This window comes from Arthrobacter sp. zg-Y1116 (assembly GCF_024385485.1).
GTDB lineage: Bacteria > Actinomycetota > Actinomycetes > Actinomycetales > Micrococcaceae > Arthrobacter_B.
Window position 1 is genome coordinate 570,850 of sequence record NZ_JANFLR010000004.1, and the last position, 16,749, is coordinate 587,598.

Below are 16,749 nucleotides of genomic sequence, written 5' to 3' on the forward strand. Positions count from 1 at the left end.
GGGCCGCGGGGCATGGTCCAGGTTCGATACGAGAGTCGGTAAGCCCGCCTCCTGCATGCCGATGTGTCCGGCACAATGGTGTCCATGCGCGCTGCCTTCCCCTCCGCCCCCGCCGAATCCCTGGATCCGCGGGCCCGCCGGATGCTGGTGTTCGAAATCCTGATTGTGCTGGGGCTTTCGCTCGGCAGGTCCGGGGTCTATGCCGTCGTCGAACTCATTGAGAAAGCCACCCAGGCACCGTTGGGCGACCAGACCACCACCTTGAATCCCGTCCTTGATGATCGGCCGTACTTCGACCTGGTGTACCAGCTGCTGGGGATCTTCTTCTCCCTGCTGCCCGTGGCGCTGGTCCTGTTCCTGCTGACCGAACCCGGGAAATCCGCGTTCCGCCGGATCGGGTTCACGTTTGCCCGGCCGCTTCGCGACTTTGCGTTGGGGGTGGCTCTGGCAGCGGTCATCGGTATCGGGACGCTTGGCGTTTACGCCGCCGGACGGGCACTGGGCATCACCACCGCCATTGTTCCGGCAGCCCTGGACACCTACTGGTGGACGCTGCCGGTGCTGATCCTCTCTGCCATGCGGCATGCCGTGCTCGAGGAAGTCATTGTGGTGGGCTATCTGTTCCTGCGGCTGCGGCAACTGGGCTGGGGGACGCCGGCGATCATCCTCACCAGCGCCCTGATCCGGGCCAGCTACCACCTCTACCAGGGGATCGGCCCAGGCATCGGGAACTTCCTGATGGGCCTGCTCTTCGGCTACGTCTACACCAGGACGCGGCGGGTGATGCCGCTGGTGATTGCGCATGCGCTGGTGGACATTGCCGGGTTTGTCGGGTTCGCCTTGTTCGGTTCTGCCATCGGGATCGGCGACTAGGCGGGCACCGCGACTCCGCCGGCACATAGGATGGCCCGGTGACACTGATGACCCGCTGGGGTGCAGCCCTGGACCCCGAATCCGTCCTGCCGGAATACCCCCGACCCCAGCTGGCCCGCGACAGCTACCTCAATCTCAACGGCTACTGGCAGTACGCCATCACCGGCGCCCGCCGGGAGCAGCCGCCACGGGACGGGGACTGGGACGGGGACATCCTGGTGCCGTTCTCACCAGAGGCGCCGCTCTCCGGCGTGAACCGGCACCTCCAGCCGCAGCAGCTGCTCTGGTACCGGCGGACCGTGACCCTGCCGGAGGGCTTTGCGGGGGAGCGGGTACTGCTGCACTTCGGCGCCGTGGACTCCAGCTGCCGGGTCAAGGTCAACGGCATTCCCGTGGGCGGGCATGACGGCGGCTACCTGCCGTTCTCCCTGGACATCACCGACGCGCTGGCTGCGGGTCCGGACGGCGGTTCCCCCGGGGCCGAGCACGAAATCGTGGTCCGGGTCCGGGACCTGAGCAACACCGGCTCCGCCAGCCGCGGCAAGCAGACCCTGGACCGCGGCGGCATCTGGTACACCGCACAGTCCGGGATCTGGCAGACGGTCTGGCTGGAAGCGGTGCCGCAGGCGAGCATCACCCGCCTGGTCCTCGTGCCGGACCTGGACTCGGTGACCGCCACGGTGCTGGTCGACGACGTCCGGTCCGCCCCGGACAGCACTGGCCTGCAGGCGGAAGTCACCGTAACCGCGGGCGGGCAGCAGGTGGCGGCCGCCGTCGTCGTTCCCGGAAACCCGGTGCGGATCCCGATTCCGGATCCGCACCTCTGGACCCCGGAGGACCCGTTCCTGTACGACGTCGCCGTGCGGCTGCTCACCGCCGGGAGGGAAACCGACCGCGTGCGCAGCTACACGGCGCTGCGGACCGTCGGCACGGGGCCCGACGACGCCGGGCATCTGCGGCTGCTGCTGAACGGGCGGCCGTATTTCCACGCGGGCCTGCTGGACCAGGGGTACTGGCCGGACGGGCTGTACACCGCGCCGTCGGACGAGGCCCTGGCCTCCGACATCCGTGCGGCGAAGGACCTGGGCTTCAACATGCTGCGCAAGCACATCAAGATCGAGCCGCTGCGCTGGTACTACCATGCCGACCGGCTCGGCATCCTCGTCTGGCAGGACCTGGTCAACGGCGGCACGTCCTACAAGCACGCCGTGGTCACTGCCCCCGCGGTGGGTGCGGCGCACCGGGCCGACGGCGACTATGCCGCCTTCGGGCGTGCCGACGAGCAGGGCAGGGAACAGTTCCTGGCCGAACTGCACGGCACGGTGGAGCTGCTGGGCAACAGCCCGTCGATCGTGGTGTGGGTGCCGTTCAATGAAGGGTGGGGCCAGTTCGATGCCAATGCCGTCGCCGACCTACTGCGGGGCCTGGATCCGACCCGGACCATCGACCATGCCAGCGGCTGGCATGACCAGGGCGGGGGAGACCTCAAGAGCGTGCACGTCTACTTTGTGCCGTTCCGGATGCGGAAGGGCTGGCTGGCTGGGTCCCGTGCAGTGGTGCTGTCCGAATACGGCGGGTACAGCCTGCGCATCCCCGGGCACACCTTCAACGACAAGGAGTTCGGCTACCGGCGGTTCCGGTCCCGGCGTGCCCTGGCCCGCGCCTACGAGCGGCTGCACCGGCGGCAGATTGAACCTGCGGTGGCCCGGGGGCTTGCCGCCACGGTCTACACCCAGCTCACCGACGTCGAGGACGAGGTCAACGGCCTGTTGACCTATGACCGCAGGGTGGTGAAGCTCGACGCCGAGCTGGTGCGGGGACTCAATGCGAGGCTTCGCCGGGCTGCCGGGGGCTGACCCGTGCTGCTTGCCTTCGGGATCCGCTCAGTCCCTGCACTTTGTCCGGATCCCCGCAGATTGTCCGGATCCCCGCACCGCGCGGAGCAGGGATTGCCACAAACCGCAGGGATCTGGACAACCCGGAGGGAATCAGCGGCGCCGGGAACGGGGGAGACCAGCGCGGACCAAGCGCTGTACCAAGGACTCAGGGTGCTGGGGCTCTCTTGAGATGTCGTCCCAGGACCAGCGTATAAAACTGACCCCCGTTGCGCGGATGGCATCTTCGCGCCGTTTCTCCTGACGCAGTGTGTCCCACGAAGGGGCAAGGGCTGCATCGCCCCGACCGTATTTCACCGCGCCGTCGAACTCCCCGACGAGCCTCTGCTCGCGCCAATAAAAGTCGACCCGATAGCGGCCGGCGGAGGTGTTGAATTGTTGCTGGAGTTCGGGCGGAAGGAAGCGGTGCCTGTGAATGGCGGCCCGGGAATAGGACTCGCCCGCCGACTCGGAGCGTGGATCGGCGAAGTCGATCACCTGTCGAGCCCGCAGCCGCTTTACCTGGCCGGGCAGGCTCCCGGATAACTCCAACAGGTGGTTCTTTCCCAAAGAAGGAAGACCCAGGACGGGATCGGGCCGGAGCACGTGGTCCATGGCGGGAACCGCGTGCTCGAAAGGGAGATAGGCAGCCATGTCTAGAACGGTCTGGGCCCGGGACGTCAGGGGCACCTCTTCCAAGGCAGTGATCGGTTCGAGCAACTGGCGCTCCACCCATCGGAGTCCGCCGCGACGCTGGCCGTGAGTGGGAGGCACGGCCAACAGCAGCACCTCGGCAGAGTGTCCGATCACCGGCAGCCCCCACATGACCGCAGCAGATTGCTGGATAAGGATGCGCTGACCGTGTCCCTGTTCCACAGCAGCCCGAATCCGGACGCGTTGCTGTTCCCACGGGGAAAGATGCTGCCACTCATCCGTCTGCATGTAGACACCTGTACGGAGGCGGATCAGCTGGCCGGCCCGGCAGCTCGAGGCTAAGGAACGGCGGTCAGTACCGTGGGCTTCAGCATCGGCTGTAAAGATGAGCTCCGGATCCATGGGCTCAAAGATGGATGGGTAACAGCGGACCCGCGAGGGTAATCCTCCCTATTGTGGACAACCCTCTGGTACCTCGGCCTGGAGAAGCCCTGCGGTTTGTCGCGATCCCTGCGGTTTGTGACAATTCCTGCGCCGCGCGGTGCAGGAATCCGGACAGACCGCAGGGATCCGGACAAGCTGCGGGGACAGGCTGCGGGGATCCGGACATACCGTAGGGATCCGGACAGGCTGCGGGGACAGGCTGCGGGGATCCGGACATGCCGCAGGGGTCCGGACAGGCTGCGGGGACAGGCCGTGGGGATCCGGACATGCCGCAGGGGTCCGGACAGGCTGCGGGGACAGGCCGCGGGGATCCGGACATACCGCAGGGATCCGGACAGGCTGCGGGGACAGGCTGCGGGGACATACCGCAGGGACCCGGACGCAGCGCAGGGATCCGGACACGCGGACAGACCGCGAGGATCCGGCAGGGAAACCCCGAACCGGCAGGAAAAACCCGATCCGGCAGGAAAACCCCGAACCGGCAGCAGAAACCCAGTGCTAGATCTCGACAGGACCGTTCGCCGTGTCGAAGGTGACGGACATGATGCCCGGTGTACCCGCCGGAGCAATCCACGTGACATCCACGTTCTCCAGCGGCTTCTCCACGGGATGGCCCAGCCAGTCGGTGACGCGTGCAGCGGAGCCGGCAATGGTCAGGGACTTCAGCTTCACCGAACCGGGCATCCCGGGAATGGCGTTGGAGGGGTGCAGCTCGTCGGTGCCGTCGTCCCAGCGGAGCAGATAGGGAACCTGCGGATCGGCAATCAATCCGTTGATGCCGATCTGCCGCCAGGTCAGCTCCTGGCCGTCGGGGAACTTGCGGTTGCCCGGCACGGAGGCCCGGCCGAGGCGTTCCTCGAAGGGGGAGAGATCGTCAACGGCAACACACCAGCCCATCCATCCGCCGCCGCATTCGGAGCGCTGGCGCACGGCCTGGCCGAACGGCGCCTTGTCCGACGCCGGGTGGTTCAGGACCTCCACCACCTCGACGTACTGGTTGTTGGCCAGGGGCAGGATCATATTGCGGGTACCGAATCGGGGGTGGACGCCACCCTTCACGTAATCGGCGCCGAGAGCAGCAGCAATCCTCTCGGTGGTGGCCAAAAGACCGTCGGGTTCACAGGCATAAGAAACATGGTCCAAGCGCATGCGGCCCATTGTGGCACGTTGTGATACGCGTCTCGACCAAGGGAAGCCTAAGTGCGGAATGTTCCCGGCCGCAGCTCGGAATTACGGCGAAAAAGCGCCGATATTTCACGGTGCGTCATAGAGGTTGCGCGACGGCGGCATATCGGTTTCCATGGGTGCAGGTCATGAGTGCCAGCAGATAGCCCCGGCTTGCTGGCCGGCAACCCTCCAACCGCGGTGGGGTGCCCCGGGTGAAGACCTGGCCGTACGCCAAACGGGCGTCCGGCAAGCGCGGGTCCCACGACCCCACCGGACATCCGGCGTACCCGGATGCACACCGGCGGCGTTGTGCGGCCCCTGGTTTGAGGGAGCATCATGAGTGCAGATTGGTCATTTGAAACCCGCCAGATCCACGTAGGCCAGGAGCCCGACGCCGTCACCGGTGCCCGAGCCCTGCCGATCTACCAGACCACGTCCTTCGTTTTTCCGAGTGCAGAGGCCGCCGCGAACCGGTTTGCCCTGGCCGAACTGGAACCGATCTACACCCGGATCGGCAACCCCACCCAGGAAGCGGTGGAAAACCGGATCGCTTCCCTTGAGGGCGGCGTCGGCGCCCTGCTGCTCGCGTCCGGGCAGGCGGCCGAAACCTTCGCGCTGCTGAACCTGGCGCAGGCCGGTGACCATGTGGTCGCCAGCCCCAGCCTCTACGGCGGCACCTACAACCTGCTCAAGCACACCCTGAAGCGGTTCGGCATTGAAACCACCTTCGTGCAGGACCCGGACAACCTGGACCACTGGCGCGATGCCGTCCGGCCCAATACCAAGGCCTTCTTCGGCGAGGTGGTCTCCAACCCCCGGCAGGATGTCCTGGACCTGGAAGGCATCAGCGCCGTGGCCCATGAGGCGGGCGTGCCGCTGATCGTGGACAACACGCTGTCGACGCCGTACCTCATCCGTCCGATCGAATGGGGAGCCGACATTGTGGTCCACTCGGCCACGAAGTACCTCGGCGGGCATGGGACGGCCATTGCCGGCGTCATCGTCGATTCGGGCAACTTTGACTTCGCCGCGGACCCGGAGAAGTTCCCCGGGTTCAACACCCCGGACGAAAGCTACAACGGGCTCGTCTACGCCCGGGACCTGGGCGTCAACGGGGCCCTCGGAGCGAACCTGGCCTTCATCCTGAAGGCGAGGGTGCAGCTGCTGCGGGACCTCGGGTCCGCGGTGTCGCCGTTCAACGCGTTCCTGATTGCCCAGGGACTGGAAACGCTGAGCCTGCGGGTGGAGCGGCACGTATCCAACGCCGTCGCCGTAGCGAACTGGCTCGAAGGCCACGACGACGTCGTGTCGGTTGCGTATGCGGGCCTGGAGTCCAGCCCGTGGTTTGCGCGCGGCCGCAAATACGGGCCGCGCGGCACCGGCGCCATTGTCTCCTTCGAGATCGAGGGCGGCGTCGACGCCGGCAAGCGCTTTGTGGACGGACTGGAGCTGCACTCGCACGTGGCCAATGTTGGAGACGTCCGTTCCCTGGTGATCCACCCGGCGTCGACGACCCACAGCCAACTGGGGGCCGAAGCGCAGCTGGCCGCAGGGGTCAGCCCGGGGCTGGTCCGACTCTCGGTGGGCATCGAGCACATCGACGACATCCTCGCGGACCTTGACGCGGGGTTCCGGGCCGCCAAGGGAGCATAGCGACTGTGTCCCGGCACCCGGCACCCCGGCACGAGCCGCTGACGGTGCCCCCGCTGCAGCACCCCGCCGATGGGGTGCTGCAGTACGCCTCCATCGGCGGACTGGAGCTGGAAACCGGCGGGTACCTGCCCGACGTCGTCCTGGCCTACGAGACGTGGGGGCAGCTGGACCCGGACGCCGGCAACGCCGTGCTGATTCCGCATGCGCTGACCGGCAGCACCCACGTAGCCCGCGGGAGCAGCACCGAACCGGGCTGGTGGGACGAGCTTGTGGGCCCGGGCCGGACCGTGGACACTAACCGGTACTTCGTGGTCTCGGTCAACATGCTGGGCGGGTGCTACGGCTCCACCGGGCCTGCCTCGACGGACCCGGACGGATTGGCCTGGGGCTCACGGTTTCCGTTCGTCACCATCCGGGATTCGGTCCGGGCGGAGGCCCGGCTGGCGGACCGGCTCGGCATTGCCCGGTGGCATGCCGTGCTGGGCGGCTCGCTCGGGGGAGCTCGGGCGCTGGAATGGGCGGTGACCGAACCGGACCGGGTGCTGCACTGCGGGGTAATCGCAGCCACCGCAGCCAGCACGGCCGAGCAGATCGCGTTTGCCCAGGCGCAGCTGGCCGCTATCCGGCTGGATCCGGATTTCAACGGCGGGGACTATTACAACGGCATTCCTCCGCTGGCCGGGCTCGGCCTGGCCCGCCGCATTGCGCACATTACCTACCGGTCCGAACCGGAACTGGAATACCGGTTCGGGCGCAGTTCCCAGGCTTCCGAGGACCCCTTCGGTGCCGCCTCCCCGGCCGGAAGGGGCCGGTACTCCGTGGAGAGCTACCTGGACCACCAGGCCCGGAAGCTGGCCGACCGGTTCGATGCCAACAGCTACCTGGTGCTCACCGAAGCCCTGGTCAGCCACGACGTCGCCCGGGGCCGGGGAACCCTGCGCGCGGCGCTCGCAGGCACGACGGCGGACTTCTTCATTGCCGCGGTGGAATCGGACCGGCTCTACTTTCCCCAGCAGTCGGCGGATCTGGCAGCGGCCCTGCCCCGGGGAACGCAGGTCCATCTCATTCGGGCGCCCATCGGGCATGACGGGTTCCTGACCAGCGTCCGGGAGATTTCCGGTGCCTTGAAGCGGGAGGTGTTCGGGCAGGACGCTTAGGCGTCCGGGGCCTCCATCAGCCAGAACGCTGCTCCGGTGGGGTCGGCCAGCTGGACCATCCGGCCGAAGTCGGAATCCTCGGGCACACTCAGCACCGATCCGCCCAGCTGCTCCGCCTGCTCGGCCGCGGCGTCGATATCGGCATGGCCGAAGTAGATCTCCCAGTGTGAGGGGATGTCCTCCGGCAGTTCAGCGGCGGCATCCATCACCCCGGCCACCGGGCGGCCGTTGCTCTGCAGCGTGGTGTAGCGGAACTCATCCGTGTCTGAGAGGACCTCCGTTTCCCAGCCGAACACGTTCCGGTAAAACGCCAGGGCCGCCGGATAGTCATTGGTCATGAGCTCGTACCAGACCGGTGCCCGGGTCTCATCGATCCGCGCGAATCCCCGGTGGGTGTCCGGCTGCCAGACACCGATGGCCGCTCCGGTGGGGTCGCCGAGCACCGCCGCCGTGCCCTGGTCCAGGGCACGCGCCGGGTCCAGCATCACCTGTCCTCCGGCGGCGGCAGCGGAACCGGCTGTGGCGCCGGCGTCGTCGGAGGCAAGGTACACGGTCCAGAAATCCGGGAACGTGTTCTCCGGCGGTTTCTGCATCATGCCGGCCACCACGTCTCCGTTGTGCCGGAAGTGGAGGTAATGTCCGGATTCCCTGCCCAGGTCCACGGCGTCCCAGCCGAGCAGCCCGGCGTAGAACTCCCGGGCCCGGGCAGGATCGGAGGAGGCCAGATCCGCCCAGCAGGGGGAACCGGCAGGGAAACGTTCGGGTGCAGCAGGCATGGCGGGCCCTTTTCCGGAGGAACGGCAGGGGATATCCGCAGTTATACCAACCCCGTTCGGCGGACAACAGGGGCCTACCCCTTGCCCGCCGCGGCAATTCGTGGGAGAACATTCCCCATGGCAGATCGGATCTCGCTTTCCGGCCGGGCGCAGTGCTCCCCGGAGGTTCTCTGGCACGTGCTCGTTGATAACCGGGCGTCCTGGTGGCCGGACATGGACTTCGCCGCGCATCCGGGAGCGCCCCTGAAGGAACGGTGGAGCGAGGACGGAGTGGAGCACACCGCCACCGGTACGGTCCTGGCCGTCGCCCCCGGCCGGCTGCTTTCCTTCCGCTGGACCGCACCCGAATGGGGTGCCCATACGGTGGTCAGTTTCGAACTGACCGACGAAATAGATGCCACGGCGGTAGCGGTGACTGAGAGCGGCTTTGCGGCGCTCGACGCCGGTGTGGGCGCCGAACTCTCCGCAGCCCACCGGGAAGGCTGGGCCTTCCACCTGGCGAACCTCATTGAGCAGGCCGAAAAAACCGACCAGGCGCAGCAGGCGGGCGGTTCCTGAAAAACAGGTCTAGTCAGCTGATCCCTGCGGCATCCGCTGCCCGAACATCGGGCCGGCCTCGGGACGCTTGGCGGAGATCCCGTCTCCCGAGGACTGGTGCCGCACCCGGCGGACCACCCACGGGAACAGGAATTCACGGGCCCAGACCATGTCCTCGGAGCGGGCCGTCCGCCAGTTCTTTGCCGGCAGCGGCTTGGTCTCCAGGGGCTGCAGCGAATGCGGCACCTGCAGGGTATCCAGCACCATCGCGGCAATGGTGTGGTGTCCCAGCGGGGAGAAATGCAGGCGGTCCGGAGCCCACATCTGCGGATCATTCAACTCGCGGAGCGCCCACATGTCGGCAATGACGGCGCCGTGCCGCTTGGCTACGGTCCGCAGGTTTTCGTTGTAGACCGCCGCCCGGCCCCGGACACTGCCCAGCACAGGGGTACTCCCGAGATCCGGGCCGGTGAACAGGACCACGCCGGCGCCTGATCCGCGCAGCCGGGCCACGGCACCGTCCATGCGTTCGGCGAGCCGGTCCGGATCGCCGCCGGGACGGATCACGTCGTTGCCGCCTGCGCAGATGGTGACCAGGTCCGGCTTCAGGGCGAGGGCCGGCTCCAGCTGCTCGTCAATGATCTGGTTCAGCAGCCGTCCCCGGATGGCGAGGTTCGCGTAGGAAAAGTCGGGCTGGCCCAAAGCCAGTTCCTCCGCCACCCGGTCCGCCCAGCCGCGGTTGCCGCCCGGACTGTCCGGATTGGGATCGCCGATACCCTCGGTGAAGGAATCGCCCATGGCCACGAACCGGGACCACAGGTGCAGCGGCTGCTGCTCCTGCCGGGATTCGGGGGCGGAAACGGCTTCGGGCAAGGAATTTGTACTCACCGGTCAATACTTGCAAACCGACCCTTGGCTACGCGACCGTAGGTTGTAAATACCGGCATGCCAGAATAAAAGCATGACGAAATCCGCGTGGAATCCTGTTGTCCTCTGGTCCAAACCCGAAGCTGAACGGGCCGGCACCCCGCTGCTGGTGCTGTTCCACGGATACCTGGCCAATGAAGAGGACCTGATGGGGCTGGCCGATTACCTGCCCTCGGACTTCACCATCGCCTCGGTCCGGGCGCCGCAGCCCTCCGGGCCGGGCTACACCTGGTTCCCGCTGATGAGCGACGCCGATTACTCAGTGGACGCAGTGGTGGACTCGGTAGGGGACGTGGCCGCGTGGCTCGACACCGTTCGGGACAATCACACCAGTGTGAGCCTCCTGGGCTTTTCGATGGGGATGGCCGTGGCCACGACCCTCATGCGGCACCGGCCGCAGGACTTTGCCGCCGTCGTCGGACTCTCCGGTTTTGTGGTCCCTTCGCAGGACAACCCGTTCTTCCACGACGACGAACTGCAGCCGGGCGGCCTGCAGTTCTTCTGGGGCCGCGACCAGGCTGACCCGGTCATCGACGCGCCGCGGATCGAATACACGCACGCCTGGCTCAATGCCCACACCGCGCTGACCAAGATCCTCTATTCGAACATGGGCCACGGCATCAACATGCAGGAGCTGGGCCACGTGAAGGAGTTCCTGGTGCATACGGTGCTGCGTGCGGGCACCCGGGCGAACTAGCCCTCGCGGGTAATCCGCACCGTTTCGCCGTTGACGGAGACGAGGTCGCCGGCGTGCAGCTGGCGGCCGCGGCGCTCTTCTATGTCGCCGTTGACCTTGACCATTCCGTCTTCGATCAGCTGTTTGGCCTGGATGCCGTCCTCGGCCAGGTTGGCGAGCTTGAGCAGCTGGCCCAGGCGGATCATTTCGTCGCGGATGGGAAGGTCTTGGGCATCGGAAGAACTCATGCCTCCATTCTGCCCGACTTTCCCGCCGCTGCTTCCGCTGGCCGGTCCGAGCCGTTTGACAGTTGTAGGGTAGTCGGGTGCCAAATGCTGCTGTGCGGATGTCCCCGCTGATCGGTCTGCCCCTGTCCCTCCTTGCCGGGGTTGCCATCCCGTCCCAGGCCCGCGTCAACGGCGCCCTGGGGGAACGGCTCGACGACGGCCTGGCCGCCGCCCTGGTCAGCTTCCTGGTCGGGCTGGTCGTTATGATCGGCATCAGCCTGGCCCTGCCCCGCGGCCGGGCCGGCGCCGGGCAGCTGATTCCCTCGCTGCGGGAGCGGCGGTTTCCCCGCTACTACGTGCTGGCAGGCATGATCGGCGGCTACTTCGTGCTCTCCCAGACCCTGACGGTGGCCGTCCTGGGTGTGGCAGTGTTCACCGTCGCCGCCGTCGCCGGGCAGACCCTCACCGGGCTGGTGGTGGACCGGCTCGGTATTGGACCGGCCGGCAAGAAGGCGCTGACCGTGATGCGCGTAGTGGGCGCGGTGCTGACGATTGCCGCCGTGGCCTGGGCCGTCAGCCCGAAGCTGGGGGCCGGGGGAGAGCCGTCCGAATGGCTCCTGCCGGTGCTGCTGCCCCTGACCGCCGGCATGCTGATGAGTTTCCAGCAGGCCATGAACGGCACCACGGGCATGCATTACGGCACCCCCATCACCGCCACGCTGGTGAACTTCATTTCCGGCACCGTCCTGCTGGGCGCGATGTGGGGGATCAAGGTGGCGGTTTCGGGACCGGGCAATCCGCTGCCCGGCGAGTGGTGGCTGTACCTGGGCGGGCCGCTGGGCTGCATCTTCATCGGTGTCGGTGCCCTGCTGGTGCGCAGCCTGGGAGTCCTGCTGACCAGTCTCGGGCTCATCGGCGGACAGCTGATCGGCTCGCTGCTCCTGGACATTGTCTTCCCCGCGCCGGGCTCGGTAGTAGTGGCGGCAACGGTGCTCGGCACGCTGCTGACGCTGCTCGCCATCGTGCTGGCTACGCTGCCGTGGAACATGCCCGGCGGCGGTCCGTTCCGCCGTCGTCGTACCGGCCGGCCCCGGACGCAGTCCACCCCGCGCTGAGCGCGGAAAACGCCGCTCGCGCGGGCCGGTAGGTAAGCGGGGTGTCGCCGCCTTAAGCTGGTAGTTGTAGCTTTGCCCGGCGGCTCAGAACCGTGCACCCGTTTCGCGGTGGTGCGATGCCCAAGGGACACCAGAAGAGGACCGCACCCAGCGGCCCCCTCGACACGAAAAGAACGGCGGTACCATTCCATGGCTTCGACCAAATCCAAGCTGGATCCCATCATCTCCCTGGCCAAGCGCCGGGGGTTCGTCTTCCAGTCGGGAGAGATTTACGGCGGGTCCCGGTCCGCCTGGGATTACGGCCCCCTGGGTGTCGAACTCAAGGAAAACATCAAGAAGCAGTGGTGGCAGCACATGGTCCGCGGCCGCGACGACGTCGTCGGGCTGGATTCCGCCGTCATTCTTCCGCGCCAGGTCTGGGAAGCTTCCGGGCACGTTGAGGTGTTCTCGGATCCGCTGGTGGAGTGCCTGAGCTGCCACAAGCGCTACCGGGCCGACCACCTCGAAGAGGCCTACGAGGAAAAGAAGGGCCACGCCCCCGAAAACGGCCTGGCCGACATTGCCTGCGCCAACTGCGGCACCAAGGGCCAGTGGACCGAACCGCAGGAATTCTCCGGCCTGCTCAAGACCTTCCTCGGCCCCGTGGCCAATGAAGAAGGCATGCATTACCTGCGCCCCGAAACCGCGCAGGGCATCTTCGTGAACTTCAACAACGTGCTGACCACTTCGCGCAAGAAGCCGCCGTTCGGCATCGGCCAGATCGGCAAGAGCTTCCGCAACGAAATCACGCCGGGCAACTTCATTTTCCGCACCCGTGAGTTCGAGCAGATGGAAATGGAGTTCTTCGTCGAGCCGGGCACGGACGAGGAATGGCATAAGTACTGGATCGAAAACCGGTTCAACTGGTACACCGAACTGGGCATAAACCCGGAGAACCTGCGCCTCTTCGAACACCCGCTGGAGAAGCTCAGCCACTACTCCAAGGGCACCACCGACGTCGAATACCGCTTCGGTTTCGCCGGCTCCGAATGGGGCGAGCTCGAGGGCATCGCCAACCGCACCGACTTCGACCTCGGCACGCACTCCAAGCACTCCGGCACGGACCTGAGCTACTTCAACCAGGCCACGAACGAACGCTTCACCCCGTACGTGATCGAGCCCGCCGCCGGTCTGACCCGTTCCTTCATGGCGTTCCTCGTGGACTCCTACACCGAGGACGAGGCACCCAACGCGAAGGGCGGCGTCGACAAGCGCACCGTCCTGAAGCTGGATCCGCGCCTGGCACCGGTCAAGGCCGCGGTGCTGCCGCTGAGCCGCAACGAAGACCTTTCGCCCAAGGCGAAGGACCTCGCCGCGCAGCTGCGCCGCAACTGGAACATCGACTTCGACGACGCCGGCGCCATCGGCCGCCGGTACCGCCGCCAGGACGAGATCGGCACCCCGTTCTGCATCACCGTCGACTTCGACACGCTCGAAGACCAGGCTGTGACGGTCCGCGAACGCGACACCATGGCGCAGGAGCGCGTGAGCCTGGACAAGGTCGAGGGCTACCTGGCCGAACGGCTGATCGGCGCGTAATGGCTATTTCGTTCCGCGAATGGCGGGAAGACGACGATCTTAAGCTCAACCAGCTCTGGGGCGACCCGGAGAGTGCGCAGGCCGGGCAGTTCCGTGCCGTGCTGCGCCCGTCCTCCAACGAGCCGTGGAGCCGCTGCATCGTGGCCGAAGACGACGGCATTCCGGTAGCAGCCGGCGTTGTCTACGAGACGAGCCTGCACCCGGACCGGCTGTGGGCCTATGTGGAGGTAGCCCGGGAAAACCGGCGCACCGGCCTGGGCACCACCCTGCTGGGCATGCTGCGCAAGGAAGCCGAGTCGGCGCCGTCGGGCGTGACCAGGCTCCGCGCCAAGGTGGAGCCGGGCACCCCCGCCGCCGGGTTCGCCGAAGCAGCCGGGCTCGCCCCGATCCAGCGGTCCTGCGTGGTGCTGGTGGAACCGGGCAAGCTGAAGCTGCCTGTGTTCACCGACGACGGACCCCAGCTGGACGAAGCGGCCACGGGTTCGGTGGAGCTCACCCAGGCAGTCACGCAGTTCTACAACGCCGTGCATGACTGGGACCGCGCCGACATGACCCTCGGCAAGGCCCAGCAGATGCTGCTCAACGACGCCACCGGTGCTTCCGGCGCCGTCGTGCTGCGGGACAAGCCGAAGAAGGACGGCGGGAAGATCGCCGCCTTCGCGGTGAGCTACACGCAGGAACGCACGGACGAACCCGCCGATGTGCTGGTGGGGTATGACGCCACCCTGGACCTCGACGAGGCGCAGGCCGCGGTGGAATCCCTGGTGGCGATGCTCGCGTACCAGTACCCGGTGCAGCTGGAAGTGGACGAGTCCATGACCGCAGTGGTCCGGGCCCTGGAACCGCTGATCAAGGCGGGCGTGGCCCGGCAGGTCGGCAGCGAAACGCTGATCCTCAGCGACTAGCCTGTCCTGGAACGAAAAGAGGCGGCCCCCGCACCATGCGGGGGCCGCCTCTTTGGTGTCAGGGGTCAGGACTGCAGCCGCCCGGACAACGCATAAAGCACGGCTGCGGCCACATCATCCACGGAACGTTCCGGATCGAACACCAGCCAGTCCAGTGCACCCATCAAAGTGGCGCCAAAGACGCTGCCGGCAATCAGGGTCAGCCGGTCCGATCCGCCGTCGGGCAGGCCGGCGGGCCCGCCGGTCTGACGGATGGGCTCCACGAACTCGGCCAGTGCCTCCTGCCGCAGCAGGTGCAGGGAGTGCTGCCAGGTCCGGTCTGTGCGCAGGATCTCCGCAGCCATGAGTTTGGCCAGGGCGCGGTTTTCGGACAGCAGCTCCAGCAGGGCGCGGACCATCGATTCGATGGCCTGCCAACCGGCCAGGCCGCTGCGCGCGTTCCGGAGGCACTCGGTCAGGGCACCCACACCCTCCAGCAGGAGCTTCTCGAAGAGCTTGTCCTTGGAGGAGAAGTTGTAATAGAGGCTGCCCTTGGCCACCCCGGCCCGTTCGGCCACGTCGTCCATGGTGGTTCCGGAGATGCCGTTGGCGGCGGCCAGGTCCAATGCGGCGTCGAGGATGGCGCGCTTGGTGCCGGATTCGCGGGGCATGCGGTAATGGGTCCTTAGGCGGAAGGGAAATACTGTCCCTTCGATCTTAGATGCCGCCGGGCCCGCGCCGGACTACGGTGCCGGTGCGGGTGCCTCCGGAGGGATCACGGGAGGTTCGAAGCTGAAGGTCATGCCCAGCAGCCAGACCAGCAGCAGCACCACCGGGAGGTGGATGGTGAACTGCAGGAAAGTGAATCCCACCAGGTCCCGGGCCCGCAGCTTCAAGACCGCCAGCAGCGGGAGCATAAAGAAGGGGTTCACCAGGTTCGGCAGGGCCTCGGCTACGTTGTAGATCTGCACGGTCCAGCCCAGGTTCATTTCGACGTCGGTGGCGGACTGCATCACGTAGGGTGCCTCCACCAGCCACTTCCCGCCGCCGGATGGAACAAAGACGCCGAGGATGACGGTATAGACCGCAATCACCACGGCAAAGCCGCCGCCGGAACCGATGCTCGTGAAGAACTCGGCCAGATGCGCGGAGACGGTCATGCCGCCCGATCCCTCCGCCTTGGTCAGGATGGCCGCCATGGCCGCATACAGGGGGAACTGCACCAGGATGCCGGCGGTTGCCGGAACGGCCTTGGTCACCGCCTGGAGGAAGTTGCGCGGGGTGCCGTGCAGCACCAGGCCCAGGACCAGGAAGACCAGCAGGTAGCCGTTCAGGCTTGAGATCACTGTTAGGAAGGGCTTGGTCACGAACTGCGATACCAGCCAGCCCACGGTGAGCAGGCCCAGCAGCACCGGCAGGATACGGCTGTACTCGAGCCACTCGCCGGGACGCTCGCGCTTGGCCGCCGGTTCCGGGGAATCGTCCAGGTCCACGCCCAGGTCCTGCGCCGTGCGGATGGCAGCCCCGCGCGGAGCGGAGAAATGGGCAATGAGGGTGGTCAGCGCGATGAGGATGGCGCAGGTCAGCAGGGACTGCCACGTGAAGATGGTCTTGCCGAAGTCCAGCACCCCGGTGACCTCCAGCAGTGCCGGCGGCAGGGAAGCCGCCGTCGCCTGCAGCTGGGCGGCTGAGGAAGAGAGCCCCAGCGCCCACACGGCGCCCAGCCCCATAAACGCCGCTGCTCCCAGGGCGCGGTAGTCCACCTGGAGGTCGCGCCGGCGGGCAATCGCCCGTGCCAGCAGCCCGCCGAAGACCAGGCTGAGCCCCCAGTTCAGGAAGGACACGGACATGGACAGGAAAGCCACAAAGCTGACGGCGGTTGCCGCGGTCTGCGGAACAAGCGCCAGCCGGGCGATCAGCCGCGCCACCGGCGGGGACGTGGCCACGGTGTAGCCGGTGAGCACCACCATGGCCATCTGCAGGGTAAAGGCCGTGAGGTCCCAGAATCCGTTCCCGAAGGAGTCCACCACGGCCTGCGGCGAGGAACCGTTCAGCAGGGCCGCCAAAGCGACAAGAACCACGCCGCCGAGAGCGAAGACATAAGCATCCGGGAACCATTTCTCCGTCCAGCGGGCCATCACCTGGGCTACCCGGGCCAGCCCCTTCTCGGACGGTGCGGAGGTGCTCTTGGCAGCGGTGGTCATGGG

At 67.0% G+C, this 16,749-nt stretch carries 16 protein-coding genes and 1 riboswitch; of the genes, 9 read left to right on the forward strand and 7 right to left on the reverse strand.

Annotation, left to right across the window (positions count from 1 at the left end):
- The first annotated feature begins 84 nt into the window (after positions 1-84).
- A complete protein-coding gene (locus NNX34_RS14000) occupies positions 85-873 on the forward strand; it encodes a CPBP family intramembrane glutamic endopeptidase (protein WP_255767120.1) in 789 nt (262 codons plus the stop codon).
- 47 nt (positions 874-920) lie between these two features.
- Positions 921-2,729 (forward strand): glycoside hydrolase family 2 protein, encoded by a 1,809-nt coding sequence (locus tag NNX34_RS14005; protein WP_255767273.1) that lies wholly within the window; start codon positions 921-923, stop codon positions 2,727-2,729.
- Between the two features lie 132 nt (positions 2,730-2,861).
- Here the strand turns inward: NNX34_RS14005 and NNX34_RS14010 are convergent, their stop codons facing one another.
- Positions 2,862-3,689, reverse strand: coding sequence for an endonuclease domain-containing protein (locus tag NNX34_RS14010; RefSeq protein ID WP_255767121.1), 828 nt, complete (start codon positions 3,687-3,689; stop codon positions 2,862-2,864).
- Positions 3,690-4,343: 654 nt separating this feature from the next.
- A complete protein-coding gene (locus NNX34_RS14015; protein WP_255767122.1) occupies positions 4,344-4,994 on the reverse strand; it encodes a VOC family protein in 651 nt (216 codons plus the stop codon).
- A 160-nt stretch (positions 4,995-5,154) separates the two neighbouring features.
- A riboswitch (SAM riboswitch) is annotated at positions 5,155-5,271 on the forward strand.
- Between the two features lie 77 nt (positions 5,272-5,348).
- On the opposite strand from NNX34_RS14015, the gene NNX34_RS14020 reads away from it, so the two are divergent.
- Positions 5,349-6,665 (forward strand): bifunctional o-acetylhomoserine/o-acetylserine sulfhydrylase, encoded by a 1,317-nt coding sequence (locus NNX34_RS14020; protein WP_255767123.1) that lies wholly within the window; start codon positions 5,349-5,351, stop codon positions 6,663-6,665.
- Positions 6,666-6,703: 38 nt separating this feature from the next.
- Entirely contained in the window at positions 6,704-7,822 is a 1,119-nt protein-coding gene (locus tag NNX34_RS14025) for a homoserine O-acetyltransferase (protein WP_255767274.1), read from the forward strand.
- Here the strand turns inward: NNX34_RS14025 and NNX34_RS14030 are convergent.
- Positions 7,819-8,598, reverse strand: a complete 780-nt coding sequence (locus tag NNX34_RS14030; RefSeq protein ID WP_255767124.1) for a VOC family protein — start codon at positions 8,596-8,598, stop codon at positions 7,819-7,821. The genes NNX34_RS14025 and NNX34_RS14030 overlap by 4 nt on opposite strands.
- Before the next feature lie 117 nt (positions 8,599-8,715).
- On the opposite strand from NNX34_RS14030, the gene NNX34_RS14035 reads away from it, so the two are divergent.
- Positions 8,716-9,156: an SRPBCC domain-containing protein gene (locus NNX34_RS14035; RefSeq protein WP_255767125.1), complete on the forward strand. Its 441-nt coding sequence runs from the start codon at positions 8,716-8,718 to the stop codon at positions 9,154-9,156.
- A 9-nt stretch (positions 9,157-9,165) separates the two neighbouring features.
- On the opposite strand, the gene NNX34_RS14040 is transcribed toward NNX34_RS14035, so the two are convergent.
- Positions 9,166-10,008: an SGNH/GDSL hydrolase family protein gene (locus tag NNX34_RS14040; RefSeq protein WP_370647089.1), complete on the reverse strand. Its 843-nt coding sequence runs from the start codon at positions 10,006-10,008 to the stop codon at positions 9,166-9,168.
- 88 nt (positions 10,009-10,096) lie between these two features.
- On the opposite strand from NNX34_RS14040, the gene NNX34_RS14045 reads away from it, so the two are divergent.
- Entirely contained in the window at positions 10,097-10,759 is a 663-nt protein-coding gene (locus tag NNX34_RS14045; protein WP_255767126.1) for an alpha/beta hydrolase, read from the forward strand.
- Here NNX34_RS14045 and NNX34_RS14050 read toward each other — a convergent pair.
- The gene (locus NNX34_RS14050) at positions 10,756-10,986 is read right to left on the reverse strand and encodes an RNA-binding S4 domain-containing protein (RefSeq protein WP_229953222.1); all 231 of its coding nucleotides are present in this window, start codon (positions 10,984-10,986) and stop codon (positions 10,756-10,758) included. The genes NNX34_RS14045 and NNX34_RS14050 overlap by 4 nt on opposite strands.
- A gap of 98 nt (positions 10,987-11,084) precedes the next feature.
- On the opposite strand from NNX34_RS14050, the gene NNX34_RS14055 reads away from it, so the two are divergent.
- The 3 genes from NNX34_RS14055 (at position 11,085) to NNX34_RS14065 (ending at position 14,563) form a co-directional block, all read left to right on the forward strand.
- Positions 11,085-12,080: a DMT family transporter gene (locus NNX34_RS14055; RefSeq protein ID WP_255767276.1), complete on the forward strand. Its 996-nt coding sequence runs from the start codon at positions 11,085-11,087 to the stop codon at positions 12,078-12,080.
- A 189-nt stretch (positions 12,081-12,269) separates the two neighbouring features.
- Complete coding sequence (locus tag NNX34_RS14060; protein ID WP_255767127.1) at positions 12,270-13,658, forward strand: glycine--tRNA ligase; 1,389 nt, start codon at positions 12,270-12,272, stop codon at positions 13,656-13,658.
- Complete coding sequence (locus NNX34_RS14065) at positions 13,658-14,563, forward strand: GNAT family N-acetyltransferase (RefSeq protein ID WP_255767128.1); 906 nt, start codon at positions 13,658-13,660, stop codon at positions 14,561-14,563. Before NNX34_RS14060 ends, NNX34_RS14065 begins: the two co-directional genes overlap by 1 nt.
- A 65-nt stretch (positions 14,564-14,628) precedes the next feature.
- On the opposite strand, the gene NNX34_RS14070 is transcribed toward NNX34_RS14065, so the two are convergent.
- The gene (locus tag NNX34_RS14070) at positions 14,629-15,213 is read right to left on the reverse strand and encodes a TetR/AcrR family transcriptional regulator (RefSeq protein WP_255767129.1); all 585 of its coding nucleotides are present in this window, start codon (positions 15,211-15,213) and stop codon (positions 14,629-14,631) included.
- Between the two features lie 72 nt (positions 15,214-15,285).
- Positions 15,286-16,746 carry a short-chain fatty acid transporter gene (locus tag NNX34_RS14075; RefSeq protein WP_255767130.1) on the reverse strand — a complete coding sequence of 487 codons (1,461 nt, stop codon included), beginning with the start codon at positions 16,744-16,746 and terminating at the stop codon, positions 15,286-15,288.
- Between the last annotated feature and the right edge of the window lie 3 nt (positions 16,747-16,749).

Excerpts from the sequence above, each read along its gene's own strand:
- NNX34_RS14000 (WP_255767120.1), top strand. The coding sequence starts at position 85 with ATGCGCGCTGCCTTCCCCTCCGCCCCCGCCGAATCCCTGGATCCGCGG.
- NNX34_RS14005 (WP_255767273.1), top strand. The coding sequence starts at position 921 with ATGACCCGCTGGGGTGCAGCCCTGGACCCCGAATCCGTCCTGCCGGAA.
- NNX34_RS14010 (WP_255767121.1), bottom strand. The coding sequence starts at position 3,689 with ATGCAGACGGATGAGTGGCAGCATCTTTCCCCGTGGGAACAGCAACGC.
- NNX34_RS14015 (WP_255767122.1), bottom strand. The coding sequence starts at position 4,994 with ATGCGCTTGGACCATGTTTCTTATGCCTGTGAACCCGACGGTCTTTTG.
- NNX34_RS14020 (WP_255767123.1), top strand. The coding sequence starts at position 5,349 with ATGAGTGCAGATTGGTCATTTGAAACCCGCCAGATCCACGTAGGCCAG.
- NNX34_RS14030 (WP_255767124.1), bottom strand. The coding sequence starts at position 8,598 with ATGCCTGCTGCACCCGAACGTTTCCCTGCCGGTTCCCCCTGCTGGGCG.
- NNX34_RS14035 (WP_255767125.1), top strand. The coding sequence starts at position 8,716 with ATGGCAGATCGGATCTCGCTTTCCGGCCGGGCGCAGTGCTCCCCGGAG.
- NNX34_RS14045 (WP_255767126.1), top strand. The coding sequence starts at position 10,097 with ATGACGAAATCCGCGTGGAATCCTGTTGTCCTCTGGTCCAAACCCGAA.
- NNX34_RS14050 (WP_229953222.1), bottom strand. The coding sequence starts at position 10,986 with ATGAGTTCTTCCGATGCCCAAGACCTTCCCATCCGCGACGAAATGATC.
- NNX34_RS14055 (WP_255767276.1), top strand. The coding sequence starts at position 11,085 with ATGTCCCCGCTGATCGGTCTGCCCCTGTCCCTCCTTGCCGGGGTTGCC.
- NNX34_RS14060 (WP_255767127.1), top strand. The coding sequence starts at position 12,270 with ATGGCTTCGACCAAATCCAAGCTGGATCCCATCATCTCCCTGGCCAAG.
- NNX34_RS14065 (WP_255767128.1), top strand. The coding sequence starts at position 13,658 with ATGGCTATTTCGTTCCGCGAATGGCGGGAAGACGACGATCTTAAGCTC.
- NNX34_RS14070 (WP_255767129.1), bottom strand. The coding sequence starts at position 15,213 with ATGCCCCGCGAATCCGGCACCAAGCGCGCCATCCTCGACGCCGCATTG.
- NNX34_RS14075 (WP_255767130.1), bottom strand. The coding sequence starts at position 16,746 with ATGACCACCGCTGCCAAGAGCACCTCCGCACCGTCCGAGAAGGGGCTG.